This window comes from Paenibacillus rhizolycopersici, from assembly GCF_014947195.2.
GTDB classification, from domain to species: Bacteria; Bacillota; Bacilli; order Paenibacillales; family Paenibacillaceae; genus Fontibacillus; species Fontibacillus rhizolycopersici.
Map to the genome: position 1 here is coordinate 54470 of NZ_JADCNN020000010.1, position 26201 is coordinate 80670.

General features: G+C 50.8%; 20 protein-coding genes. 10 read left to right on the forward strand and 10 right to left on the reverse strand.

Annotated elements, in window-relative coordinates; all coding sequences use genetic code 11:
* Positions 1–127 precede the first annotated feature (127 nt).
* Both yycI and IM700_RS12620 read left to right on the forward strand, forming a co-directional pair.
* The gene (gene yycI / locus IM700_RS12615; protein WP_193417593.1) at positions 128–877 is read left to right on the forward strand and encodes a two-component system regulatory protein YycI; all 750 of its coding nucleotides are present in this window, start codon (positions 128–130) and stop codon (positions 875–877) included.
* Positions 878–886: 9 nt separating this feature from the next.
* Positions 887–1693 carry an MBL fold metallo-hydrolase gene (locus IM700_RS12620; RefSeq protein WP_155604554.1) on the forward strand — a complete coding sequence of 269 codons (807 nt, stop codon included), beginning with the start codon at positions 887–889 and terminating at the stop codon, positions 1691–1693.
* 320 nt (positions 1694–2013) lie between these two features.
* On the opposite strand, the gene IM700_RS12625 is transcribed toward IM700_RS12620, so the two are convergent.
* Positions 2014–3411 (reverse strand): family 4 glycosyl hydrolase, encoded by a 1398-nt coding sequence (locus tag IM700_RS12625; RefSeq protein WP_193417591.1) that lies wholly within the window; start codon positions 3409–3411, stop codon positions 2014–2016.
* 138 nt (positions 3412–3549) lie between these two features.
* Between IM700_RS12625 and IM700_RS12630 the strand changes: the two genes are divergently transcribed.
* Positions 3550–4431, forward strand: a complete 882-nt coding sequence (locus IM700_RS12630; RefSeq protein WP_239483878.1) for an AraC family transcriptional regulator — start codon at positions 3550–3552, stop codon at positions 4429–4431.
* A 315-nt stretch (positions 4432–4746) separates the two neighbouring features.
* On the opposite strand, the gene IM700_RS12635 is transcribed toward IM700_RS12630, so the two are convergent.
* The 7 genes from IM700_RS12635 to IM700_RS12665 form a co-directional block, all read right to left on the reverse strand.
* Complete coding sequence (locus IM700_RS12635; protein WP_193417587.1) at positions 4747–6060, reverse strand: 6-phospho-beta-glucosidase; 1314 nt, start codon at positions 6058–6060, stop codon at positions 4747–4749.
* A gap of 6 nt (positions 6061–6066) precedes the next feature.
* On the reverse strand, positions 6067–7065 hold the full coding sequence (locus IM700_RS12640; protein WP_193417585.1) for an N-acetylglucosamine kinase: 999 nt from the start codon (positions 7063–7065) through the stop codon (positions 6067–6069).
* Positions 7066–7071: 6 nt separating this feature from the next.
* Positions 7072–8064, reverse strand: coding sequence for a LacI family DNA-binding transcriptional regulator (locus IM700_RS12645; RefSeq protein WP_155604559.1), 993 nt, complete (start codon positions 8062–8064; stop codon positions 7072–7074).
* Between the two features lie 120 nt (positions 8065–8184).
* Positions 8185–9588, reverse strand: a complete 1404-nt coding sequence (locus IM700_RS12650) for an ABC transporter substrate-binding protein (RefSeq protein WP_193417584.1) — start codon at positions 9586–9588, stop codon at positions 8185–8187.
* 51 nt (positions 9589–9639) lie between these two features.
* Positions 9640–10530 (reverse strand): carbohydrate ABC transporter permease, encoded by an 891-nt coding sequence (locus IM700_RS12655; RefSeq protein ID WP_193417583.1) that lies wholly within the window; start codon positions 10528–10530, stop codon positions 9640–9642.
* Positions 10531–11385: a carbohydrate ABC transporter permease gene (locus IM700_RS12660; protein ID WP_193417658.1), complete on the reverse strand. Its 855-nt coding sequence runs from the start codon at positions 11383–11385 to the stop codon at positions 10531–10533.
* A 768-nt stretch (positions 11386–12153) separates the two neighbouring features.
* On the reverse strand, positions 12154–12363 hold the full coding sequence (locus IM700_RS12665; RefSeq protein ID WP_068784257.1) for a hypothetical protein: 210 nt from the start codon (positions 12361–12363) through the stop codon (positions 12154–12156).
* Between the two features lie 412 nt (positions 12364–12775).
* Here IM700_RS12665 and IM700_RS12670 point away from each other — a divergent pair, with 412 nt between their 5' ends.
* The 5 genes from IM700_RS12670 (at position 12776) to rlmH (ending at position 18350) form a co-directional block, all read left to right on the forward strand.
* Complete coding sequence (locus IM700_RS12670; protein WP_193417582.1) at positions 12776–14056, forward strand: S1C family serine protease; 1281 nt, start codon at positions 12776–12778, stop codon at positions 14054–14056.
* A 103-nt stretch (positions 14057–14159) separates the two neighbouring features.
* Positions 14160–15878 (forward strand): glycerol-3-phosphate dehydrogenase/oxidase, encoded by a 1719-nt coding sequence (locus tag IM700_RS12675; protein WP_193417581.1) that lies wholly within the window; start codon positions 14160–14162, stop codon positions 15876–15878.
* A gap of 112 nt (positions 15879–15990) precedes the next feature.
* Positions 15991–17412, forward strand: coding sequence for a CAP-associated domain-containing protein (locus IM700_RS12680; protein ID WP_193417580.1), 1422 nt, complete (start codon positions 15991–15993; stop codon positions 17410–17412).
* A 168-nt stretch (positions 17413–17580) separates the two neighbouring features.
* Complete coding sequence (locus tag IM700_RS12685) at positions 17581–17748, forward strand: CxxH/CxxC protein (protein WP_082691335.1); 168 nt, start codon at positions 17581–17583, stop codon at positions 17746–17748.
* A 122-nt stretch (positions 17749–17870) separates the two neighbouring features.
* Positions 17871–18350, forward strand: coding sequence for a 23S rRNA (pseudouridine(1915)-N(3))-methyltransferase RlmH (gene rlmH / locus IM700_RS12690; protein ID WP_193417579.1), 480 nt, complete (start codon positions 17871–17873; stop codon positions 18348–18350).
* Between the two features lie 728 nt (positions 18351–19078).
* Here rlmH and IM700_RS12695 read toward each other — a convergent pair.
* Positions 19079–21205: an AAA family ATPase gene (locus tag IM700_RS12695; RefSeq protein ID WP_193417578.1), complete on the reverse strand. Its 2127-nt coding sequence runs from the start codon at positions 21203–21205 to the stop codon at positions 19079–19081.
* A gap of 336 nt (positions 21206–21541) precedes the next feature.
* On the opposite strand from IM700_RS12695, the gene IM700_RS12700 reads away from it, so the two are divergent.
* Complete coding sequence (locus tag IM700_RS12700; RefSeq protein ID WP_193417577.1) at positions 21542–24145, forward strand: NACHT domain-containing protein; 2604 nt, start codon at positions 21542–21544, stop codon at positions 24143–24145.
* 120 nt (positions 24146–24265) lie between these two features.
* On the opposite strand, the gene IM700_RS23450 is transcribed toward IM700_RS12700, so the two are convergent.
* A complete protein-coding gene (locus tag IM700_RS23450) occupies positions 24266–25177 on the reverse strand; it encodes a GNAT family N-acetyltransferase (protein ID WP_193417576.1) in 912 nt (303 codons plus the stop codon).
* 353 nt (positions 25178–25530) lie between these two features.
* Here IM700_RS23450 and IM700_RS12710 point away from each other — a divergent pair, with 353 nt between their 5' ends.
* Positions 25531–26127, forward strand: coding sequence for a dihydrofolate reductase family protein (locus IM700_RS12710; protein WP_193417575.1), 597 nt, complete (start codon positions 25531–25533; stop codon positions 26125–26127).
* The last annotated feature ends 74 nt before the right edge of the window (positions 26128–26201 follow it).

Here is a 26201-nt window from a genome sequence, read left to right on the forward strand (position 1 = left end):
TAGGGTCACTGGAGTCCGTTAGGCTGGGATATCGACGGGAAATACACCATTAACGTCACTACGGTCCGTTACGTCACGTTTCGGTACGGTATGAGAGAATCGAATCTATACGAAAGGGGGACGAACCATGGATTGGGGTCGGGCGAAAAACGTATTGATTTACGCCTTTTTGCTGTTGAATCTGGTGCTGGGTTATCAGCTGTGGAACGATCTGCGCGAGCAGGCCGACTCCAACCTGGATATCACCGCCCTGGAGAATAATACGCAGCAAGCGATGGACGAGAAGAACATTCGTGTGCTTGCCAAGATTCCGATGGAAACGCCGGAGCTGCCGAAGATCGCCTACCGGTTCGTGGACGATTCGCAAAGCGGTAAACTGACCGACCTGTCGGTGCCGGTTGATAGCAGGCTGATTTTTACGCCGAGGGATTTGGCGGCTGCACTGAAGGCGAGCTTGCCGGACATCAGCGATTATCGATATGACGAAGTGGCGAGCAGTTCAGACGTGTTTGTGTTGCATCCGATGGTCGACGGGAAATGGCCGCTTTTCAAAATTGAGCTAAAACTGTTCAATAGCAATCAGAAGATCATTTCGTACCAGCGCCGGGCGATTGAGATCACCTATCCGGAGGAGGAGAAGCCGCAACGCGTGCTGTCCGCCTCGAAAGCGCTAGGGAACCTGATCGAGAACTTCCTTCCGGAAGGCTCGGTCGTTACGGAAGTGGAGTTGGGCTATTACGGCGAGGTGTTCGATTCGGATGCCCATCTGCCGGCCGCGCCGGCATGGAGGTTTATGCTGGAGAGCGGCAAGGAGTATTACGTGCAAGGCATCAGCGGCGATGTCATCAGTCCGAACACAGAGAAAACGAAGGAGTAATGGGAGATTATGGGGATACGATTTTCGGTGCTGTCGAGTGGTTCGACGGGCAATGCAACGTTAGTTGCGAACGGGGAAGTCACGCTGATGGTCGATGCCGGCTTTAGTGCCAAACGCATCGATGAGCTGATGATGGAGCGCGGGGTGACCGGGCAGGAACTGACGGGAATTCTGGTTACGCATGAGCATTCGGACCATATCAAGGGCCTAGGCGCGGTGGCGCGAAAATACAATCTGCCGATCTATGCAAACGAGAAGACGTGGGCCGCTATGGAAAAAGCAATCGGGAACCTCGCGGACGACCAGCGCTGCATCTTGGGTACCGGGGATACTCGCGATTTCGGCTCGCTCCGCGTGGAGTCGTTTGCCATCTCGCATGATGCCGCCGAGCCGGTGGGCTACAATTTTTACGATGGCAAAGAGAAGCTGAGCGTATGTACCGACCTCGGCTACGCCAGCGACAAGGTGAAGGAAGCGATCTGCGACGCTGACGTGTTGGTGCTCGAGGCGAATCACGATATCGAGATGCTGCGGATGGGACGTTACCCGTGGAACATCAAACGCCGCATTCTCGGCGACCTGGGACACTTGTCCAACGATGCAACCGGCGAGTTGATGAGCGAGATCTTGAACGGCCGCCTGAAGCGGACGTATCTGGCTCACCTTAGCCGCGAACACAATATGCTCGACTTGGCCAAGATGTCCGTTCGCGGCTCCATGGAAGACCGCGGCTGCTTCTTCCGGGACAGCGAGTTCAAGCTTTGCGAAACGTATTACGACCGGCCCACGCCGTGGGATGTGTTGAGCGAGCGGTAGGTGGCGGCGGGAGGGGGCCGTTTGATGTTTTGGAACCCGCCTAGGTTGGGCTAGCGTGTATATGTGGACTCATTCGTTGAATTATATATGATTTTTCGAATACAATGTGCTGCGGATGGAACCAAATTTGAAATTGTATACGATATTTCATATAGATTCTGGCCGATTGACCTTCTGGGACGAGAATGTGTATGAAAATTCGAATACATTCCGTCGAAAACGGCATAAACGGTAAAATGTATTCGGTTTTTCGCATACATTTATAGACTCAGACAAGCATGTACCGCCCGGGGTTCGCCATCCCCGGGCGGTATTTTTTGCTATAGCTCCCACCCCGGCAAATACGCCTTGGTGTTATTCAGCATCGTCGTGAACAGCTCCTCCGCTTGGTTCGGCGTGAGGCCGGAAAGCAGCGGGTCGTTCAGGAACGCGCGGTAGGCCAGATCGCGGTCTTTGTTGATAGCCGCCTTGAGGATGGCCTCCTGGTTGTAGACATGACGGGTGACGAGATTGTTGATGTCCTCCGGCAGGCTGCCCGCCAGCACGGGCTGGACGCTGTCCGCGCCAAACACGGCGTTCGTCTCGACGACGGCGTTCAGCGGCAGTGAGGTCATCTGGCCGCGGTTCGGCAGATTGACGTTGGTGATCATCGGGGCGCTAGCGCCGGTTAAGCTGCGCAACATGGCAATCCCTTCCTCGCCGCTGGATTTGAGCGAGAACGACTCCTCGCCGGCAACAAGCCGGCGGCTGCGCTCGCGCAGCTTCTGCAGATTGTCGATCCGCCAGGCCACGGTCGTCAGACCGAATTTCCACTGCTTCACGTGCTCGGGGCCTCGCAGATACCATGTGTTCGGCATGAATTCGGCCAAATGGCGGTCACCGGCGGCGGCAATCAGGCCGAAGCGGCGGAACAGGTCGAAATGGATGCGGTTCGCCGAGGTAAAGCTGTTGTTCATCCAGTGGTCTTTTTGACCATGGGCACTAAAGCCTTCTTCAGCATACTTCTCTGCGAAAGCCCGGTAGATCGGGAACAGGTCGGTACCGCGATAGGAAGCCCGGTCCAGCCAGGTGAAATGATTGATCCCCAGCACGTTCACTTCGATATCTTGGCGGCGGACATCGGTCAGCCCCTCCATCTCCTGCAGCATCTCGGCGAGCAGCTCTTGCGTGCCGAAGACCTCATGGCAGCAGCCGAAGGCTTTGATGCCCGGAAAGACCTTGTACAAGGTGCGGGTCAGCACGCTCATCGGGTTCGTGTAGTTGATGACCCAAGCGTTTGGCGCATGGTCGCGGATCGCTTCGGCGATCTCCACGTACATCGGGATGCTACGCATCGCGCGAATCGCGCCGCCCGGGCCGACGGTGTCGCCAACGGATTGATAGACGCCGTAAGCTTCCGGCGTATGTACATCCGAGCGCATTTCCTCGAACGTGCCGGGAAGGATGGAGATGATCACAAAGTCGGCGCCCTTCAGCGCTTCCGGCAGTGTCGGTACCGCCTCGCAACGCCAACGTCCTACCGCATCAGGATGATTTTGCAAGCGGTTACCAATCACTTCATTCGCTTGCGCCGCTGCTAAGTCGATATCGTATAAGGCCACATGCCCCGAAAGCGCCGGTTCCAAAGCCAAGTCGCTCATCAGTCCCCACGCCCAGCCGCGCGAGCCGCCGCCAATATAGGCAATTTTCAAGTTTTTGACCGTTGTTGCTTCTTGCATATCTCGTTCACTCCCCTTGAATGATGTTACAATAAACATAGAGCAATAATAGAAAAGTTACCGCACGAATTTTGTTAATTTGAGCTGTTAGTCTACATTTTTTGCTGTTAATTAAACGAGGGGGTTAGCGATTTGACGATGGAGGGGCAGTTGGCGCCGATTCGCCGGATGCTGTTCATTGAGGCGGCGAAGCAGCCGGGACGGTTCTCGATGGAGGGGGAGCATTTTCACGATGCGTGGGAAATTTATTATCTCGTGTCCGGAGAACGGTGTTATTTCATCAAGGATCAAATCTACCGCATTTGCGCGGGCGACCTCGTGCTGATCCCGGTCAACGTGCTGCATAAAACTTCCCCGTCCGGGAAGCTGTCGCAATCCCATGAGCGGTTGCTGGTGAACTTCCGCACAGAGGCGGTGAGTATGTTGCTTCCCGGAAGGGAGGAAGAGCTGGAGCAGCTCTTCGAACGGTATCCGGTTCTGCGTTTAAGCACCGAAGAGCAACATCTCGTGCAGCCGCTATTGGCCCGTATGCTGACGGAGCAGAAGCAGCAGGCGAGCGGGTATGAGGAGTATGGCCGCCTGCTGCTGGCCGAACTGCTGCTCAACCTGCTCCGCATGGCGCAGGGACGGCCAACCCACGATGGGGAAGAGGGAGGCGGGAAGCGCCCTTACCGGGAAATCTCAGAAGTCGCCCGCTACATCAATGCGCATTACGAAGAGAATCTAAGCCTCGGCGAGCTGGCCGGCCGTTTCCACCTCAGTCCCTATTACCTGAGTCATATTTTCCCCCGGGTCACGGGGCTAACGCTGGTCGCCTATATCAACCGTGTCCGCATCGAGGAAGCCTGTACGCTGCTGGGCGAGACGGAGCTGCCCGTGACCGATATCGCGTATCGCGTCGGCTACCAAAGCGTGACCCACTTCGGCCGCGTATTCAAGAAGTCCAAGGCGGTCTCGCCGCAAAGCTACCGGCGGGAGCAGAGGATGTTTAGCGGCGGGCATACGGCGTTAAAGGGCTGAATGCAGCCGTTCAAAGCGTCGTGCAGCTCTCCGGATGGAAGCAGCCGTAGGGGCTATGACAGCGAGGATCACAGGAGGGATACAAATGGGGCGGAAGGGGCCGAATGGGATCTGAAGCTCTGTGCATGTGGTGAGCGGAATGGATTGTAAGTTAGATGCAGGTTTGGCTCAGTTAAATCCGAAGGGAACACTCGAGAGTAGCTCCGTCCTCAGAAATGAGTCAGATCGCGGAAATGTTGCATTTTGTGCAACAAACAGAAACTCCCCTCCCATAAACAACGGGAGGGGAGTTCTTAGGTTACGATACGATGAGGTTTACTGCGGGAAGAAATTCGGCAGGTACTCCTTGTTCGCCTCCAGCATCTCGTCCAGCAGCTTAATGGCGACTTCGACTGATGGGACCAGCGGGTGATGCGCCAGCGCCTGCAAAGCAAGGTCGCGGCTGCCGGTGACGGCGGCGTCGATGGCGAGCTGCTCGTAGGTTTTGACCGCATGGATCAAGCCCTTGGCCATGGGCGGGATAGTCGTCAGCGGGAGCGGAAGCGGGCCGGTCTTCGTAACGACGCAATTGACCTCAATGCTGGCGTCGTCCGGCAAGAAGTCCAGGATGCCGTTGTTGGCTACGTTCAGCGTCTGGATGTCGTTGGTCCCGTTATAAAGCGAACGCATCAGGTTCACCGCCGCTTCCGAGTAATACGCACCGCCGCGCTGCTCCAACTGCTTCGGCTTCTCCTTCAGCTCAGGATCGCTGTATAGCTCGAAAAGCTCTTCTTCGACCCGCTTCACGACTTCGGCACGGTTTTGCCCCTGATTCAGGGACTCCAGCTGCTCTTCGAGCATCGCGTCGGTCATGTAGAAGTACTTCAGATAGTAAGAGGGCAGGGCACGCAGGGAACGGAGGAAATCCGGGTTCCATTCGCGGGCAGGGACGTTCTTGGCACTATACCCGGCCGTGTCCGCCAGCATTTCGTCCAGCTTGTCTTCGCCGTTCACATCGATCCGCGATACCCAATGCAAATGGTTCAGCCCAACGAATTCGGCATACACCCGATCCGCGGTTACACCGTATTTGCTGGACACCTGCTTGATCAAGCCGATCGGCGCATTGCAGAGCCCGATGCTCTTCACCTTGGAATACTTGAGAATGGCTTCGGTCACCATACCCGCCGGGTTGGTGAAATTGAGCAGCCAGGCGTCCGGCGCCAGCTCCTCGATGTCGCGGCAGATCTCCAGCAGCACGGGGATCGTGCGCAGCGCCTTCAGCATGCCGCCGGGGCCGGTCGTCTCCTGGCCGATGACGCCGTATTTCGGCGGGATCGACTCGTCGCGGGCCCGGGCATCCAGCATGCCGACACGCATCTGTGTGCTGACGAAGTCTGCGCCCGAAATGGCTGCCCGGCGATCCGTCGTCAGATGAACTTCGATGGGTACGCCAGCTTGCTCAACCATCCGTTTGGCTAAGCTTCCAACGATATTCAGCTTGCGCAGGCCCGGCTCAATGTCGACCAGCCACAGCTCCCGCACCGGCAGCTCCTGGTGGTGCTTAATAAAGCCCTCGACCAGCTCGGGCGTATACGAAGATCCGCCGCCGATGACGGCGATCTTTAAACCTTGCTTTGTTGGTGCCAAGAGGGGTCACTCCTTTATCTTGTCATTTAAAATAATGGCGTCAAAATCACGGTATGCGGCCATTCGCTCATGCACTTCGCCGGAGACGGTTAGGCCGTCCTCTTCCATCGCCGACCAGACGGCGCCGACGACTGGCTCCGTGGCCAGCGTCACGACGGAGGCCTGCGGCGCTTCCGCCCGCACGGCTTGCTCGATCGGCCCGCGGATCCAGCCGCGGTCGCCGCGCGTCAGCAGGCTGCCGGCCAGGACGACGTCAAACCCGTCGTCCTTCATCCCCAGCCTGCGGATCACCGCCACGGCCGATTTGCCCAGCTCGGCTCCCTGGCGGTGCAGGATCTCCAGCGCGACCGCATCGCCCTCGGCCGCCGCCGGGAACAACAGCCGCGCCGCGTCCACGGGGACATGCTTCCCATGATCCAGGAAATCGTTGAACATGTCGTCCACGCGCGTGTACCCCAGCATCTCCAGCAGTAGTCCGGTCAGCACCGTCGCCTGCTCCCGTCCGTCCCAAGCGCGGATGACGGAGCGGAACACCTCGATATTCAGCGCGCCGCCGCCGCCAAAATCGCCATACATATAGTCGAAGCCGCCGCATTGAACATGCTCGCCCTGAGGGTTGCGACCGGCCGCGTTTGTGCCGGTGCCGCAGATCAGGGCGATGCCGTACGGGCGGTTCGTGCCCGCGCGCAATCCGATCATCGTATCGCAGTTGATCGTATAGTTCGTGAACCCGATATTCCGTACCATCGGGTGGAGAATCCGGTAGTCCGCCTCACGGTCGGCTCCGGCAAGCCCCAAATAGGCGTGCCGCAGGTCCTCCATGCGGAGTCCGGCTTCGCCCAAAGCCGTCAGCGCGGCGTCCCGGATGCTGGCCGCCGCCTCAGCGGCGCCTGTCTGATGGTTGCCGTTCCCGCTGCGGCCTTTGCCAAGCACGCGTCCGTGCTCATCGGTCAACAGGGCATAGGTTTTGGTGCCGCCCCCGTCGATCCCCAAGTAATAAGCCAATCGTCGTCACTCCTTACGGACAGTAGTTTCGCGGAGGATCAGCTCCGGATCGATCCGCTGGCCGGCGCCTCGCTTCATGCGCCCATCAATGCGCTTCAGCAGCATGTCGGCTGCTGCCAGCGCGATCTGGTCCGCTGGTTGCCGGACGGTGGTGAGCTGCGGCCGGAGCTGGGACGCGATGTATTGGTCGTCGTACCCCACGACCATCACCTGACCCGGTACGGAGATACCGGCCTCCATCAAGGCGTTCATCACGCCAAGCGCGATATTGTCATCCCCGGCGAAAACAGCGGAGGGGAGGCGATTCGCAGCGATCCAACGCTTGCACGTGTCGTAGCCGAAGGCGATTTCAAATTCGCCGGTCACGATCTCGAACGGTTCAAGCCCCTGCTCCGAAAGCGCCTGCAAAAATCCGCTGCGCCGCTCCCGGGTGCTGCGGAACATCTCCTCGCCGCATAGATGGGCGATGGACGTATGCCCCTGCTCCAGCAGATGCTTCGTGGCCATATATCCGCCTTTGAAGTTATCGATCGTTACAGAGAAGCTGTCATTATCCGGCTTCTGGTTATCAATCAGCACATAAGGAATGCCGCGCCGCTTCAGCTCAACAATATAATTGTCCTCCTCCATCGGAGAGAGCAAGATCAAGCCGTCGACGCGGTCTTCCTGGATTAAGTAATGGGTATCGCCGCTGCCGATCCCGGTCGTAACCGAAATCGCCAGAAAATAGCCGTGCAGGGCGAGCACCTCGTTTAGTTCTTTTACCACTTGATCGAAAAAAGAATCCTGCAGCGTCGTCACAATCACGCCGATGATTCCTGTCTTTCCGCTGGCGAGGCTGCGGGCGGCCGCATTGGGGCGGTAGTCCAGCTCCTTCATAGCGTCCAGCACCTTCTGGCGATTCTTCTCCCGCACGGTTTCCGCCCCGTTCAGGACACGGGAGACCGTGACCACGGACAACCCGGATTTTTTGGCGACGTCAAAAATGCTAACCTTCATCTCTATATCTCCTTGCGGCAGTTTTTCCGTACCCTTAATGTCATCTTGTTAGGTTTAGTATATATCAGGCCGGGTGACGCTGTCCGCTTGTTCTGGGCTGCCCGCGGTCAGGAACTCGGGTTATCGCTTGAGAATTTCCGTAACCTTCGCTTGAATCGTTGGCATCACTTCCTCTACGGTTTTATGGCCGGTTTCGATCGGTTGCATTTCGTTGATGAACATGTCGTTGATTTGCGAATAGTTCGTAATGAGGTGGTTATAAGACTCGAACCCGTATTTCGTTGCGCCTTCATACACCTTTTTCACGTCCTCCGGGTCAATGCCTTCGAAATGCTTGTAATAGGTTTCAGCCGCTTTCGTGTTCACCGGCGGATTGCCGCCGCTTAGCTCAATCGACTTCTCCTGAACGTCATCGGTCAGCAGGAATTTGATCCACTCAAAAGCTTCCTTCGGATGCTTGGAATCCTTCAGGATCAGCAGCGGGTCGACGAACAACGTGCTGCGTACCTTCTCGTTACCGCCCCATGGCACAGCCGCTACCCCAATTTTGAACGGAAAATCATTCGCCCCGGCCAGGTTCCAGGAACCGCCAACGGACATCCCGATTTTGCCGGCAACGAACGGATCGCCGTTCTGCCCGGCAACGCTCTTGCTCCACTCGGAGTTCGGCGACACCTTATCCTTGAAAATAAGATCGAACAGCTTGTTATAAGCTGCGATCACTTCCGGGGAATCGAAATGCGTCTCCGAAGGTACGCCGCCGTTCGTCCAGGTGTCTGCGGAATAAGGCTCCGCGCCGAAGTATAGCGGACGCATGTCGCGTTCGGCCCAGGTGAAGTCGACGCCGTATTGTGTTTTGGCGATGTCTTTGGAGATGACGGTCATTTGCTTGGCGTCCTCGACCATTTTATCGAACGTCCAGCTCTTATCCTCGAAGTCGCTTGGCGGATAAGGAATCCCGGCCGCGTCGAACATGTCCTTGTTGTACAGCATCAGCGTGACGTAGATATTGACGGGAATGCCGTATGTGCGGTCCTTGACCTTATAGATGTCCATCAGGTGGGAAGGAATGCTGTAGTCGTCTGCATTGAATCCGTCTTCGGCCATCAGATCGGTCAGATCGAGCAGCATGTCTTTGTTGTAATACTCTGCGAATCCGCCGTAACCGTAATGGCTGGTCACGTCCGGCGAGTTGCCGCCGGCGATCAACGTCTGCAGTTTGCTGTCGAATTGCTCGTAGGGAGCTTTCTCCACTTTTACTTTAATATTCGGGTGGGTGGCCTCGAATTCCGGGATCAACTCCTCGATAAACGTGCGATCCGGCGAATCGATGGTATAGTGCGTGATCGTAACCTTCTCGACTTTGCTCCCGGCATTGCCGGAGTTCCCACCGGTGCTCGTACCCGAGCCGAGATCGCCGGCCGATTTGCCGCCGCTGCAAGCGGACAGGATCATGCTGAGGAGCAGGATGGTCCCCAATAAAACGGATAACTTTGGCTTTGGTGCTGCGGGGTTCTTCGTCATAAAACCGATTCCTCCTTGGGTTAGGTTGTGGACGCCGCCCCTTGCGGCAGTTTAGGACTTGATGCCGGTCAATACGATCCCTTCGACGAACTGCTTCTGAGCGATGGCGAACAACGTGACGATCGGCACCATGGCCAGCACGGACGCTACCATCAGCAGATGCCACGGCGGGATGCGGAACCGCGACGAGGTGAGGGAGGCCATGCCCACTGGAAGCGTAAACAGCTCGGATGAGCTTAAGTAAAGCACGGGAGTCAGCAGGTCGTTCCAGCTGTAGATAAAAGCAAAGATCGCCACGGTTGCCAGCGCCGGTCCGGAGAGGGGCAGGGCGATTTTGTACCACATGCCGAGCTCACTGCAGCCGTCGATCCGGCCGGCGTCGAACAGCTCTTCGGGCAGGGTAGAGAAGAACTGGCGCAGCAAAAAGATGTTGTACGCCGATCCGAAGAACGCCGGCACGATCAGCGGCAGGAACGTATCGATCCAGTGCAGCTTGGAGAACAACACGAATTGCGGGACCATGATCGCCGGGTACGGCAGCATCATCGTGCTAAGCAGCAGCATAAACCAGAAGCTGTTGCCCCGTCCGCGATAGCGGGCGAACCCGTAGGCGACGAGCGCGGAGGAGAGCAGTGTGCCGATGACCGTCATGACGCCGATGATCAGGCTGTTCTTATACAGCGTGCCGAACTGCAGCGTATCGAAGATCTCCACGTAATTGCCGAAGCTCCAGCTGGTCGGCAGAAAAGTCGGCGGAAATTTCAACATTTCCCGGTGCGACTTCAGCGAGGTAGAGACCATGAAGAATAAAGGCAGCAGCATCAGGAAAGTGGTAGCTAGCAGCAGGATGAAGCTAACGAATTTTACCGGGTCCGGCTTGCGGCGGCGGGACCTGACGGAGGTGGATCGAGAAGTTGGCGTGGTAGCCGGAACAGCGCTCATCTATCTTCCTCCTCCTTCGTAGTGAACGTAACGGTTCGAGATCTTCATGATGAGGGCGGTACAGAGCATGACCGCAATCAGCAGCACCCAGGCCAAGGCCGAGGAATAACCGGCGCGGTATTCTTTAAAAGCGCTGGTATACAGGTTGTAAACATAGAACCAGGTGGAGTAGTTCGGCCCGCCTTGCGTCATGACGAACGCTTGGGTAAAGACCTGAAACGAATCGATGATGCCCATAATGAGCTGGAACAGCAGCACGGGCGAGATCATCGGCAGGGTCACATTGCGAAAAATACGCAAGCGCCCGGCTCCGTCCAGCTTCGCGGCTTCGATCAGGCTGGCCGGCACGCCCTGTAGACCGGCGAGGAACAGGATCATGCCCGATCCGGCGGTCCAGAAGGTCATGATGATGAGCGCATAAAGGGCAGTATCGGGGTCCATGAGCCAGGCCGGGCCGTGGATGCCAAACCAGGACAGCATGTAGTTGAACAGCCCGATCTGCGGATTGAAGATCCAATACCACAACAGCGACATCGCCACGCCGGAAACCATGCTGGGAAAATACATCGCCGTCCGGAAGAACCCACGCAGCGGCATCGTCTGATGAAGCAGTAACGCGAACCCCAGCGACAGCAGCAGTTGCGCAGGTACGCTGAGGAAGGTGAACTTCAACGTGACCGTCACCGATTTCCAGAACAAATCGTCCCGGAACATCTCGGCGTAGTTGGCGAATCCAACGAATTCGGGCGGGTGGATAATGTCGTAGTCGGTGAAGCTGTAGTAGAGCGATGCCACAATCGGATACAAGGCGAACACCAGGAAGCCTATTAACCACGGGGAGATGAACAGGTACATATAGAATGTCCGCCGCCGGCCTTCACGATGGATCACAGAACCACCAGCCTTTCTTCTAAAAGTTTAAGCGCTTTAACTTATGGGCGGAAGAATGAAGTGATTGTCGAAGTGTGCGAGATCTGAACGAGGTGAAAGTTAAAGTGCTTTAATTCTTATCCTGCGATTAACCCTATCATAGAGGATGGGATGGAAATAATCAACCCTCTTTTTGCAAAATGGAATCGCTTTCTGTTAGGTAATGTGACATTTGAGATAAAAAAGTGGAGAAGATGTGAGTGAAACTTTGAGTTAAGGCTCGCGTTTGGGGTGGCGAAAACAAATATATGTTATGTAATGTGACATTTGTGGGACGGGGGCGGTCTCTATGAACGGGAAGGAGGCGATAAGAACTAACTGAATGGAACGAGTAACTCGAACTAATTGAATGGAATTGGTAACCCGGACTAACTGAATGGAACCGGTAACCTGAACTAACTGAACGGAATGGGTAACCCGAACCGGTCGAATCGCTAACGCTTAGGAGAAACGCTAAATGGGCAAAAACGGGGAGGTGTGGGATGTAACGCTTACCAGAGAGCTTATTTCCCCGTTTTAGAGGTAAAGGAGGGCAATTTGGCCAATATAAGCATGCTCACAAGCGTTAGATGTGAAAATCACCGATTTATGCCCAAATAAGCACTCTGGTCAGCGTTAGCGGTAATCTTGGGCGGCTGGCCGCCCCGGCACCTTGACGAACGAACCCCTAGTGGGCCGAGCAGAAGTGGCAGCTTAGACGGTGGGGTACGGAGGCGGGGTTAAGAAACCGTCGATCTCCAGCGCTTTTTTCTCAATTTCCTCCCGGGTCAAAATCCCTTTCTCTATGAGCAGCTCCATGATGGCGCTTAAGGTCACCAATTGGTGATAGTGCTCTTCCTTCATATCCGCCAGTTTGGCCAGCACATTCACTTCGTTCATCGGCGTTGAGTAGTAGGAATCCATGGAATAACCTCCTTAATTGGACGCGCGAGGTGCGCGATTTTCATTGTTTATTGCCTACAAATCTGCGACTGAATGAGGGTTGCGGGATTGCCAAAAAAATCCCGTTATTTCCCTGATCAAATTCTGCTTCCGAACCATCAAAATATGGTAAAATAAATCTATCAATCTATCGCATTAATATAGTGTAGTCATGGGTAAGGTCAAACATTCCAATTTTCAGAAAAAAAAGCGGCAATTTCCCGAAATTCAGGCAACATCTCCCCGGTTCATGACGTTAAAGAAATAAAAGGAACGTGCGAATATGGCTTTGCCGTAACGGCATAAAGTTGAAGGGGACCTATGCTTGAGGCGGATGGCATGAAGGAGATGCCAACGCGGTTTTGGGGAAGAGCGACGGAGGGAGAGAATAGAGATGGGATGGTTTGACGATGACTTTTATTCCACCAAGGTTCCGGGGCGGCGCGTGCGCTTGTCCGAAGGCGGCGGCCTGCGGCGTTGGCGCGGGGGGCCGCGGAAGCAGCACCACCGGCCGGTGCTGTCCACGCTACAGATCTCTTTAATCTCTTCCGTTCTTAGCGCGGTGGTGGCCGTGCTGTTATTCAGTTTCATTACGGGACTTCCTTCTTCATCGACTCGCCATGCCGCTACCGGTAGTGCCGTCTTGCTCTCGGATACAGGTGATCCCTATGACCGGATCAGCTCGGCGGCAGCCAAGGTCGCGCCTAGTGTGGTGAGCATCCTCAACCACGGAGGCGAGGTGTCGGATTTCGATCCGGAGCATGCGGCGCTGGGTTCGGGTGTGATTTTTAAGAAGGAGAAGGGCAAGGCCTATATCATAACGAATGCGCATGTGATCAGCGGCGCGAACGATCTGGAGATCGTGAAGAGCGACGGCAGCTCGCGTAAGGCGGAGGTTGTCGGGCAAGATTCCATCAACGATATCGCCGTGTTAGAAATCGACGGCCAAGGCATCGATACGGTCATTGATTTGGGCGATTCCCAGAAGCTGCGCGCCGGGCAAACCGTCATTGCCGTTGGCAATCCGTTGGGGCTTGGGGGAACGTTGACCTCCGGGATCGTGAGTTATACGAGCCGAATGATTCCGGTGTCGTTGAACCAAGACGGCGTATACGACTGGGAGCAAGAGGTCATCCAGACGGACGCGGCGATTAACGAAGGCAATAGCGGCGGGGCGTTGGTTGATTTGAACGCTCGGCTGATCGGCATTAATACGATGAAGATTTCCGATACCGGCGTGGAGGGACTGGGCTTTGCCATTCCGGTCAACGAAGTGATGAAGACGGTTGACGATCTTTTGCTGCACGGTAAGGTCGTTCGTCCGTACATGGGCGTCTATACGTTGGATCTCAACAACCGGTTCTCCCCGATCTCCGATGAGCAACGCCAGGACCTCAAACTGCCGAGCCATGTGACGGAGGGGGTTATCGTCTTGGAGGCCCATGGGCCGGCGCTGGAAGCGGGCCTGAAGCTGAATGACGTCATTACCCAGCTCGACAAACAGCCGATTCAATCCACTTTGGAGTTACGCCGATATCTGTATGAGAGCAAGAAGATCGGCGATGATCTGGAGGTTACGTATTATCGTGATGGGAAGCTGGAGAAGGCGACCCTGAAGCTGACCGATAAACCGTCGGAGGCGCAGATCGAACAAGGATTGGACGAAGATAAATAACACTTTCACAGGAGAGATTCCGAAGACATGACAGCCGTAGACAGAAACGACTGAAGTGTGGTCGGGGTCTCTTTTTGCATGCGGAGATCGAAGGAGGATGGACATGGCTGCAATCGATTCGTTTACGGGTAAGGATCGGCGACACCTGTTGGAGCAAATGGCGAACCCGGCTGAGCCGCTGGATCTGCTGGTCGTGGGCGGCGGGATCACCGGGGCCGGAATCGCCTTGGACGCGGCGGCGCGGGGGATGCGGGTTGGACTTGTGGAGATGCAGGATTTTGCGGCCGGGACGTCGAGCCGTTCGACGAAGCTGGTGCATGGCGGACTGCGTTATCTGAAGCAGTTGGAGATTGGCGTCGTTGCGGAGGTTGGGCGCGAGCGAGCGATCGTGTACGAGAACGGCCCTCATGTCACCACGCCGGAACGGATGCTGCTACCGATTTATCGGGGCGGCACGTTTGGTCGATTCAGCACGTCGCTGGGGCTGCGCGTGTACGACTTCCTCGCGGGAGTGAAACGCGGGGAGCGGCGAAGCATGCTGACGGTGGCGGCGACGCTGGCGAGAGAGCCGTTGCTGAAGGAGGACGGTCTGCTGGGCGGCGGTTACTATGTGGAGTACCGCACGGACGACGCCCGGCTGACGCTCGAGGTGCTCAAGGAGGCGGCGGCCCGCGGGGCGATGGCGGTCAACTACGCCAAAGTGACCGAGTTCCGGTACGAAGCTGGGCGGCTGATCGGTGCCGAGGTTCAGGATCTGGCCGGCGGGCAGACATATGAGCTGCGGGCACGGAAGGTCGTCAACGCGGCGGGGCCGTGGGTGGACGCGTTGCGCGAGATGGACGGGTCGAAGCATGGCAAAATGCTGCAACTGACCAAAGGCGTGCACCTGGTGTTCGACCAGGGGCGGTTTCCGCTGCGGCAGGCGGTGTATTTTGATACGCCGGACGGCCGCATGGTGTTCGCGATTCCGCGCGATGGCAAAACATATGTGGGCACGACGGACACCGTGTATCACGGCGAGCTTGCCCATCCGTGCATGACGAAGGCCGACCGCGATTACATCCTGGATGCGGTTAACGGGATGTTTCCCGGGCTGGCCGTTACGGCGGCGGACGTGGAGTCCAGCTGGGCCGGGGTGCGGCCGCTCATCTATGAGGAGGGTAAATCGCCCTCGGAAATTTCCCGCAAGGATGAAATTTGGGAGTCGGCATCCGGCCTGATCACCATTGCCGGCGGCAAGCTGACCGGCTACCGCAAGATGGCGGAGCTGGTCGTTGACCGCGTGTCTGCCAAGTTGAAGCGGGAATTCGGCCGGAGCTTCCCGCCTTGCTCCACCCGGACGTTGCCGATCTCCGGCGGGCAGGTGGGCGGCTCGCAAGGACTGCCCGGGTTCGTGGAGCGCAAAGTGCAGGAGGCGGCGGAACGTGGGATCCCGCAGGAGTTTGCCGCCAAGTGGGCCGCTCGATACGGTGCTAACGTCGATCGGCTGCTGGCGATCGCCGCAGAGATGTCGGCTTCGGGCGCGCCCGCCGCGTCGGCCGATTCGAGGCGGCTCCCGCTGGAGGTGGCGGTTCCGCTGCGGTATGCGCTGGAAGCGGAGATGGCGATGACGCCGGCGGATTTTTTCGTGCGAAGAACAGGGGCTTTGATGTTTGACATCGCTTGGGTACGTCGCTGGAAGGAACCGGTCACCATGGAGATGGCCCGATACTTTGGCTGGTCGGAGGAAGTGAAGCGGCGTTGGATGGCGGAGCTGGACCGGGCGTTGGAGGGTGCGGCCGTTCCGAAAAACCCGGAGGGAATAGGTGGAATCTCAGGTTAGAACTAGAAGATAATGTGATTTTATTGTAGGAACAAGGAATTTGTCCTTTTTCTGTCGAACTACTTCTTAGAGAGCAAGCAATCTATCGAAGAGGGAAAGAGGTCAGGGGTTCATGAAGAAGGGATGGAAACGCGGAATTTGCGGATTGGCGATTCTCGCGGGATTAGGTGCAGCCTGGCTGGCTTCGGGACCGGCGGTTCAGGCTGCGGGTGTAGAATTTAAGGACGTCCCGGCCTCCCATTGGGCTTATGACAAAGTCATGTGGGCGAAGAACAACGGCGTGACGGACGGTTATCCGGATGGAACATTCCGACCGGCTCAGTCGGTGACGGAAGCGGAGTTCCTGAGCATGCTAGTACGGGCCTATCCGGAGATCAAGCTGGATGCGGCGAAGGGGCAGGAGACCTGGTATACCCCTTATTACCAGTTAGCGTTCGAATTAACCTGGCCGGTGAGCGATCAGCCCAATGAGCCGATTACGCGCGGGTCGGTGGCCCGCTTGATGGCAGCTTTTTACGGGCAGAGTTTGAGTGAAGATGAGGCGGTCCAGTGGGTGCTTGCCCAAGGCTTGGCCCAAGGCAAAAGTGGTGCCGGCGTGCAGGGCTTCGCAGCGAAGGACGCGGTGTCGCGGGCGGAAGCGCAGACGTTCCTGTACCGGTTGAAGCTGACGCTACCGAAGGCGACAAGCCCGGATCTGATCAAGCCGGAGATCCAGCTGCAGGGCGTGGGGATCGGGGATTCGACGGACCGCGTGATTGAGCTGCTTGGTGAACCGGTGCGCAAGGACGTAACCAACTTTGGACTGGAATGGTATATCTATAATAAGGATTACAAGCATTATACACAGGTTGGCGTGGCCGACGGCAAGGTGGTTGGCTTGTTCGGCAATCATGAGGAATGGCGATTCGGACCTGAAGCGGAGAAAGGGCTGGAGACTTTGCGGAGCAGCCTGGCCGCGATCTGGGACAAGAGCGAGGATCCTCCAAGGGAGTACGTGGAGACGTATACACCGAGAGGGTTGTACCTTAATCTGTATCTGGACAAGCATGAGAAGTACCGCGTGGACGGGGTGCTGCTGATGGACAAGAAATTTACGGAGACGAATGTGTACGCGCCGTCTACATCGGAGTCGCTGAAGGCGACGGAGCGGGAGATTTTTGACCTGACCAACGCGTTTCGTGTGCAAAGAGGGTTAGGCGTGCTAAGCTGGAACGAATCCGTGGCCGAGGTGGCGCGCTCGCATAGTAAGGATATGGCGGAGCGGAATTATTTTGAGCATGATAATCCGGAAGGGAAGTCGGCGGGCGACCGCATGATGTCTCGCGGGATTCCGCAGTTCCGGGCATGGGGCGAAAATATCGCCGCCGGATACCTCGATGCGATCGACGGGCATTATGGCTGGCTGAATTCCTGGGGCCACCGGGAGAATATGCTGGAGCCGGCGTTTACGATGCTGGGTGTTGGTGCCGTGGACGGCTTGGATGGCAGCGATTACGATACGTATTATACCCAAAACTTCTATACGCCTTTGTAAACCGGCTAGGGAGCCGGGAAGCTGGGTTTGATAGGGTGGGAACCGTCTGGGGGATGTGACCGGGGCGGTTCCTTTTTTGCGCGGAGTATGGTAGAAAAGATAAAGGACAACCTGTTAATACGGAAGCCGGCCGCGGGAGTGCGGCGCATAAGAAAGGATGCTTGGACTATGTACGTCGTATGCAAAGATCATGTGGAATTGGCCATCGATATGTTCGTGGATGAGTTTGAGGAAGCCCCCGATGTGGTTGATTTGGAGCACACCAAGTTTATTGACTGGGAGCCCCCGGTGAAATGCCAGGAATGCGACCATGAGGCGCGGTTTTTGGTGGTGTAATGTTATTGTGTTGCACAATTGAATGAGGGACGACGAACGGGGCGACGGCATGCAGGTGACGGGCCCCGCTGTTTTTTTATATAGGGTGACGAGTATAGGACGATAACGGAGGATGAACTTAAGTGCTGATTCAAATCGTGGCGGTCGGCAAATTGAAGGAAAAATACCTGGTGCAGGGCATTGCGGAATACGCGAAGCGCCTGGCGCCGTATGTGAAGTTTCAAGTCGTGGAGGTGTCCGACGAGAAAGCGCCGGAGACGATGAGCGAGGCGGAGCTCATCGGTGTGAAGGAGCGCGAGGGCGAACGCATCCTCGCGCAAATTAAGAGCGACGCGCATGTCATTGCGCTCGCGATTGGCGGCCAGCTCTGGAGCTCGGAGGAGCTGGCCGGTTGTCTCGATCAGCTCGGCACCTACGGGACGAGCCATGTCGTGTTCGTCATCGGCGGGAGCCTCGGGCTCGCCGATGCGGTGCTCAGCCGCGCGCAGCAGCGGCTGTCGTTCGGGCGCATGACGCTGCCCCACCAGCTCATGCGCCTGGTGCTCACCGAGCAGATTTATCGCGCGGTGAAGATCAATCGGGGGGAACCGTATCATAAGTAGGGCGAAATTTGATTTTAAATAAGTGATAACATTCCTGGGAGTGAGCATGTGGCAAAGAAAAGATCAAAAAAACAGGGCAAGATACGCCGGCGTGACATTGCAAGCATGAAAGATCTATCAAACACTGCAACAAATATGGTGCATTGTTAACAGGCTATGCCGATGTTGGAGACACTTTTTAAGAAGTTCGGGGTAGAGGTTGAAAGGATACAGGATGCATTACAAGACATAGATGGAACGGCAAGACAAACTAATGAGTTCGTTAGTATACCTGACAGATTTTCTAATTTTTTTGCCGATCATGGTTGGATAATGTGTATAGTATGATGGATTTTGAAGTGGCGAAAGACGCAGTGTCAAAAGCTGAAGTGGGTAATTTTATGAGGCACAAGGGATTCTTATAAGATATTATGATGTCGAGACATTACGATTTCAGCTAAAACGCCTATACTCGATCAAAGCCTTTCGACCAAGAATGGAGCTAGTATTAAAAGCACTAATCGATTATGAAGAGTAACGGTATCATGTATGCGTTCCGGTTATACTAGCTTTAACGGATGGTCTAGTGAATGGGATTGACTTTTATGAGCAGAGTCATCAATGGCATATAACAATAGTTAGCGTTCCCCTTCTGACCGCAACAGAGGGGGAACGCAAAATTAGCTTTTCTTTTGTCCTAAGGGGAAACAACTACAACGTTCTACTCGATATCGGAAATCACTAGCTCTTCATGAGAGTAGTTTATCAAATAAATTTTTCCATACCTCTACTAATTCTTCATTGACTGTTCTCATATCAAATTTATTGTAGACTTCCTTAGCAATTTCAGCCTTCCAACTATTATTTTCTAAGTTTATGCTATTTTCTTTTGCCCATGCTTCGATTTGAACGACGATGGGCTCTCCTTTTTTGTAACAATCTTCAAAATATCGTTCCCCTCGATATTTTCTATCTACAAGCCGAATAAGTAGTTCAGATGGTATCAAATCCTCAATTTCAAATTCTTGGTCCCCTAGGAAGTCAGCTACTTGTAGAATTCGCTCCTCTTCACCCTTATATCTATCGGATTTTAGTTGTTTTGCATAGTCATTACCCGCTTTATCTGAATCTAATAGAACGTAAGGTAACGAGTCTTCTCTTGCAGTTACTAATTTAGTGACTTGCCCCATTCCACGAACACCACCAGTTTGAATGAAGACCAGTTCTTTTGAGTTTTGAAAGTATCCTTTCCCAATAAGAAAGCGTTTTATTAAATTCAAGTATATTTGATCACTTTGGCCCTCTACCAGTATAGGTGAGCAGCCAAGTAATAGAGTATCAGAAACGGTTAAACCAAGTGCTGCATGAATGGGGTAGATTGATTTCTCAGCGTCTTTAGCATTATATCGCAAATTAGATGTTACTTTGGTTCTGCCTGTATCTGAATCAATATAGACAACTTTAACATTAGCTAGATTATCCATATCAACAAGAAACGGTGAGTGTGATGTATAAATTAATTGATTGTCTTCCGATAACTTTCTAAAAAATTTAGCTAAATCATATTGTGCAATGGGATGCAGGGATAACCCAGGTTCGTCTAACAATAAAATTGTGTTAGAATGTCCTTCTTTGGTTTCTACTAGAAATACTAGGAAAAAGCTGAAGAACCACTGCAACCCCCTGCTTCTTCCTTCTAACTCAATAGATTCAGGACGTAATTTATCAGATACATTGATCCTAAAATGATTGCCGTCTGCAACAAATGAAAAGATATAATCCCCTTGCATCCACCATTTCTTAAAACTTAGAGTTAATTCAGACGCTGCAGATTGTAGAAGGACACCTCTCTCCCTTTTTTTATCGGCCCATTCTTTTATCTCTTCCTCAGTTGGTTCAACTTCCTCTGTACTTATTACTGCATTATTATGTGTGTTGATCCGTTTTACAATAACTTTTCGGTCATTCCCTAATTCATAAATTTCTTGTGGGGAAAGTTTAACGTATTTGAAAAGTACTTGGAGCGTCCTAACCTTGGCTCTAGCAACCTCCGACAGATCTTCTCTCTCAAAATCTTCTATCACTCTTGGTAAAAAAATTTCACTATCAAGGTTCCCGTAATCAGAATAATAAACAAACTTAGGAAAGATGCTTAATATTTTTTGACGTATTTCCTTAGTAGTACTGACTTCCTTTCCGTCAAAAGCATCGTTAAATCTATCTATTGGCATAATGAAATTTTGTCGAAAGAATTCCGGGAGGTTCACCTTTTTTCCAAAATGCTTTGATATATGTTGTTCAACTGCCTCTGTTATTTGCGTTGTTATATTTGCTCTAAACGTCTCTGTCGTAATAAGAGACCGAATCTTTGAAATTAAGTCTTTAATCCCTGCTTTAATTTGTTCGTTTTCCTTTATATAACCGTCAAAACTTGTAAGTTGATCTTCAAATTCGTCAATAACAGCAAATAGTCTAGAGGAAGGATACTGCTCAATTTTGGAATATGGAAACTTTACATAATACTTTCCATTGTACATTCTACTAATTAATACCGTTTTTACCTGCTCTGGATCGGCTCCTAAAATAAGAGCAAATTCTTTTTGTAGTTTATCATTCAGTTCGAAATCTGCAAAAATAAATTCATCATTTGTATGTCCATCTTTTTTATAAGAACTGTAAAGATGACGTGGGAAATCATCGAGAGGAATAATGGGTTCGTCATTTGCGGGATTTAACTTCCACAAAGCAATGAGCAGATTAGTTTTTCCTGCTTCATTTGTCCCAACTAAACAATTATTATCATTGACATAAATCCATTCGCTTTCTTCTATCGACCTAAAGTTCCTAACTTTGAAACGAGTCAGTTTCATGCTCATTGAAATCCATCTTCCTTTCACTATGATTTAAACAATTACAAAAAGTTAACTTTGTATTTTGGCAACTTCAAATATTTAATTCGACAAAAAACAATATCTTCCTTCAGTACTAATTGAAAGGAGTATTCCCCATTAGGTACATATTATAATCTTATTAGTGTATGTCGATTTTTCGCCTTAGAGATGATACGGTAACCGTGAACCGTATCATAAGTGACGCAAAATAATTATGAGTTTTAACCTTAAACACTTTTTTTGTAGGAGAAAGGAGGAAGTGATAATCCGCATGTAGAAATTGGTAATACATAGAATCTACTTTTAGGTGGGATAAGAAAAATGGATTACATACATAAAAAAATCGATCAAAAAATACAATTTCACAGTGGATTTAATGAAAAGGAAAAACTAAGGATACACTATCAAGTTAGAATTGAATATAGCTTAATGTTAATACTGGGATATCTCTGGAATAAAAATTATAAAGATAATATATCTGATAAAACAAAAGAAGAAATAAATAAAAGAATTTTTAAACCGACCATTGGACAAATAATTTATGTTATTAGAAAACTTGATATCAACAACGAATTCTTATCTGATCCAACGATAAATAATGTAATGACAAACTATTTGAGTACACGAAATGAAGAGATTGGTCATGGATTTGTTTATGATGATGGAATTGATATGTTATTAGATGAACTCAAGTCTATTATAGATCAGTTGGAAAGTAGTACAGTTAAGTTATTGAATCAGAATCTGGATATTATTTATGTTCGCAATTTCGACGGTGAAAATTATACGGGTATTAACTTTAAAGGGACAGATGCGGTACCAATACCTTGGGTATCCCCGAAAAACGCCAATGTATTTAAAATTAATAATGTTTATCTTCTTACAGAAGAAATGCAATATTACAGAATTTCGCCATTTGTACATGTAAATTCAGACGACCAATACTTTATTTACGTATCAGTTGAAGATAGGTTGACTGGCAGTGCCAAGTACAATCAAATTAACCAAACTGCAAAAGAATATATTATATGGGAGGACTTTTTGAGCCTTTCCTCCCAAGAGGATGAGACCAGAAGGAAAGTACCGAACGGGACGATCGTTAATAATTATAAGAAGAACTATAAAAGTTATTATGATTTTGGAATGAAGAAAAGGATCATGGATTTCATTAAAAACCGGTCATTCGTAGCAGCAACATTGTGGGGTCACGGAGGTGTCGGGAAAACTGCAACAGTTCAAAGTGTTATTGACGATCATCTCAATCAGGGCTCATCAAGCTTTGACTATATTGTTTTTACTTCGGCTAAAGATCGCCAGTATAATGCAATTACCGGGGACATTGAAGAAATTCCAGATAGTGTAGACACATTCGACCTTATAATCAAAAAGGTCAATGAAGTTCTTGGAAACGGTAAAACATTTGATGAAAGTTTTATAGTAAAACACGAAAAAAAAATGTTACTAATCATTGATGATTTCGAAACTTTTAGTAAGGATGAAAAAAATAAAATACAAGATTTTATAAACCTCTTAGATGTAACTAAGCATAAGGTTATTATTACAACTAGAGCGAATCTTATTGTAGGTGAAGAAATACCAACAAATGAGTTAGACAAGGATAAGACTATAGAGTTTATAAGATCTATATTTTCTGCAGAGTATGTTAACTATAAAGATATTTTTGAGAGAGGATTAACAGATCAAATAAAAAATAAAATTCATTTTGTAACATCCGGTAGACCTATATTTATCTATCAATTTGCATATATGTTAATGGCTAGGGGATTTAATGATAGCTTATGGAAAGAACTTAGTCAGTCAGAAGCAGCAAAAGATTTTCTATATGGGCGAATTTATAACTATTTATCAGATGATGCAACGGACTTGTTCATAGCTATTGGTATGCTTCTAAATAATGCTGACGATGAATATTTGACTGAGCGTTTAAAATACATAGTAAGCATGGAAGATGATACTGATAAATTTAATAGAGCAATGAAGGAACTGGTAAAGCTCAGAATTATCGAAGAACTCGATGGCTCAACATTTAGAGTATATTCAAAAGAATTATTAAGTGTAATGAAAGAACATAAGAATAAAAAAAATAGCGGATTTATTGGTGGAATCAATTCGAGACTCAATCAAGTAAAAAGGTATAAAAATAATTTAGACATTGATAGTGTGTTGTTACAAAATGCAGATGAAGCTAGATATTCTAGAAACTTAAAAGAAGTAGAGGATTTATATAGGCAGATTTTAAATAGGAAAAAAAGCGTTGTAGAGATAAGAGTTAAAGCTTTATTAAACTTAACCAGCCATATAGTAACAACAACTGGTAATCACGATTATGCTATTGATATCTTTAAAGAGTATGGAGAATTTTGGTCTGATAAGACTGTATTGAAAATGTATGTAAGTTATCTAATTACTAAGGGTTACTATAAGGATGGAATTCGGGTTCTGTCTGAGTATTTTTCAATAAATAATAAAACAAATAAAGAGAATATTGAATTATTTGGATTGTTGCTAACAATAAGGTCAACTTATTGGATCAATGAAAGGGAAGAAGTGAAACGCCGGCAGCAAAATCAATATATATCGAAAGATGAAAGGGAAGCCCTAAATCAGGAATTTATTAACCAGTTGGAGGAAATGAAAGATATATTTAGAAACCAAGGACACATCCTATTTAATAGGGTAAGAAATAAAAAGTTAAGCGATTATTCTCCAGCAGCCAGGCAGAATATTGAGGCAGGTCTGTATAAATTTATTGAGGTCTGTATCAGGATAAAAAAATTTGACTACGCTTTGGATGTCTGTGAGTATGGCCTTGGGAATTTCTACATACAGTACAAGGATTCTTTAAAAAAATATCTCTCTAGAATTCAACAGTACATCGCTGAAAATCAAACAGCATCAAGTTAATGTTATGTTGATTGATCCTTATACCTTGAAAAACCGGATACCACAACAAGGGTCCGGTTTTTCGCTTTCTTAAAGTTACGCAGAACCGTATCATAAGTAGGGGTATGCTTGTTGCTAGTCTCAAAAGGTTTTTTCCCAGACATTGCTTCTAAAAACAGCTTCAAAGCCAAGTTTCTTATAGAAGTCCATAGTGGATCCGACGTAAGCGGATTTCGCCCCGTATCCAGCGATCCGGTGGAGTCCTTCCGTAATGACAGCTCGAGCTAGCCCTTTCTTACGAGCAGTAGCTATGGTCCCGACGGGTTCCAAAGCGCCATGCTGATTCTGGCTGTCGAACCATAGCGTACAGAATGAAACGACTTCTCCTGATGTGTCGACGACGGACAGATCCAAATCCGGTCGATAATCGGGAGCTAACTTCATCCGTTCGAAAGCTAGGGGGACAGTTCGATCACGAGCTTCTTCAAAGTAACCGAATGCTTTGGCATGAGCAAGGGCCTTTGCTTCACTCGAAACGTCCGGTCCGGATTGAATACGATAACCTTCGGGGAGTTCAACTGACCCTAGTTCTAGATTCTGTAAAGAAAGAATTGACATGGTGTCATCCCAATCCATTTTTCTATAGCCTCTCAACTGTGCGATGGATTCCCGTATGGAGTCACCATCTGGAATTTGTAAACGTATGACTCGACACCCCTTGTCCTGTACAGTTAAGGTACTCTCTGCAAAAACGAACATTTCTTCAAGTATCGCCGAAGACAAAGGGAATCTGATTTGAAAAAAGGCTTCACCTCTCTTTTCACCTTCCGAGTTAACGACCCCGACGATCATACCGGTTTCATCTTCCCAAACTCCCACTGTTTTTTCCCAAGTGTCGAACGTTTCATGCATAGTATGGCTGACCATTCTGCAGAAGTTCCATCTGTCGATAAGCCAATTACCTAAACTGTTTGATTCTTCGAAGCTGGTAACAAGCATGTTACGGATTTTCGTGAAATCTTCTGTCTGGTAACTGCGAAATTTGACGTTCACATCCTCACCGCTTTCGTGTGAATTGATCCATTTCCTACACCAACCGGCTCTAGATCAAACTCATCATATCAATAATTGGATAAATCAGGAATATAATAAATTTTAAACAAACTTGCCGTTACAAACAGTGCGCCGAACCGTATCACAAGTAACGGCTAGTTTTTTTGCGGAATTCTTTTCCGAGCTTAGGTTTGATATCTGTGTGCAGGTACCTGCTTTTGCCTGATATGTGGCGGAGCAGCGACAAAACTTGCTTACTTGACCGATGAATCTTGCGGTTGGATTTCGTCAAATAAATGTAAAAGAAAAAACCAAAGCAATTAAAATAATCCAACGATTGGAGGTACTCCATCATGAGAAAAATTATTGTGCTAGAACACGTCTCCCTTGATGGTGTCATACAAGCCCCAGGCGGACCAGACGAAGATAACAGTGGCGGTTTCGCGTATGGCGGGTGGGTAGCGCCCTACTCTGACGAGATCCTTGGAACGCTCCTGAGCAGGCAGATGAATATGCCCTTCGACTTGTTGTTAGGGCGAAAAACCTATGAAATTTGGGCGCCATACTGGCCGAAGCATGCGGACGTATGGCCAGGGGTTAACAAGGCGACTAAGTATGTAACCTCCAATACCTTGACATCCGGGGAATGGAAGCCGTCTGTGCTATTAAGCGAAGATATTGTAGAGAAAATTACCCGAGTCAAGCAACAGCAAGGGCCGGATTTGCACGTATGGGGAAGTAGTGATCTCATTCAGACGCTTATGAAGTATGATTTGATCGATGTGTTCTGGCTGATGATTTACCCGGTGACTTTGGGCAGTGGAAAGCGATTGTTCGCTGGGGGTACGATCCCGGCGGCATTCAAGGTAACTGAAAGCACAGTTACCCCTAATGGCGTTATAGTTGTGAATTACGAGCGCGCAGGTGAAATTGAAACCGGAAGTTTTTAACTATTCGTATAAGTAAGGAAAGGGACTAACTTGCCGATACAGACAACGCGGTGAACCGTATCATAAGTAGGGCG